The organism is Streptomyces sp. NPDC031274 (assembly GCF_055570235.1).
Map to the genome: position 1 here is coordinate 1 of NZ_JBVIHP010000412.1, position 1,109 is coordinate 1,109.

Sequence of the window (1,109 nt, forward strand, 5' to 3'; positions counted from 1 at the left end):
TGGTGGCCGAGACGCCGGGCGGCCTCCTGCTCTTCCCAGGAGGGGAAGCAGAATTCCCCGCCGGGGACCCAAAGCTCACCAGAGCCGCGAAGGTGGGGCTGGACGAGCGGGACTGACGCTGCGGGCTGCATTAGCTCCGCACCTCCGCACCTCTGTGCCGAAGACCCGGTCCCGTCCTCCATGGGGCCCGCCGGGTTGGGGCATGCTGAGGGTGCTCACGCGCTCTACTTCGGTGGCAGGGGGCCGGTCGGTGTTACGCATTCACTTCACGACGGAAGACCTTGCCCGGACGCGGGTGGCCGCAACGATCGGCGTCGCAGCGGAGGTCTACCACAGCCTGGAGCTGCTGAAGGAGAACCAGGAGCTGCCTCACTTCCGCTCGTGGCGGTCAGCGGTCGCGGGCCGGATGGGAGCGGACACGCGCCCCCTGACGTCCCTGGTTCCGGTGCGCGGTCCCGGGCTTGATCTGCTGGCCCTGATGGGTGATGTGCCCTCTCTGGACCACGCCGTGGACAACCTGCTGCACGCCCCGGCGTCCCGGCTGCGACGCGAGTTCGAGGGTCTCGACTTCCACCCCGGACACCTGCCGTGGGCCAGGCGGGTGTCCGAGGGCGACCGCGACGCGCGGCGGGAGCTCGCCGAGGCCGTGCGTGCCTGCCATCGGCTGACCGTGGAGCCCTACTGGCATCGGGGGCGGTCAGAACTGGTCGCGCTGTCCACCCGTTGCGCGAACCTGATGTTGGAGGGGGGCATCGATCTGCTGCTGCGTTCGATCTGCGCACCACTGGTCCGCTGGTGTCCGCCGGTGCTCGAAGCTCCCTACCCGCGCCGAGTCGAGGTGCGCCTTCAGGGAAGGGGACTGATCATCACGCCCACGATCTTCTCGAAGCGTCCGGTGAGCTTTCTGTGGGACCCGCTCGATACCGCCCAGCCACCCCGACTGACCGTGCCGGCTCTCCGCCGACCGCTGACCGGTACCGGACCGGCGGAAGCGGACGGCTCCGCCGTGCGGAACCTGGAGTCTCTGCTCGGCCGCACGCGAGCTGCCGCCCTGCATGTGACGGCGGAAGGCTGCACGACGAGCGAACTGGCCCGCCGCCTCACCGTCA

At 70.0% G+C, this 1,109-nt stretch carries 1 protein-coding gene; it reads left to right on the forward strand.

Features of this window, described 5'->3' with window-relative positions:
• Positions 1-295: 295 nt before the first annotated feature.
• Positions 296-1,109: transcriptional regulator (locus tag ACZ5CR_RS46790; RefSeq protein WP_468870151.1), on the forward strand; the 814-nt coding region annotated here is incomplete at its 3' end.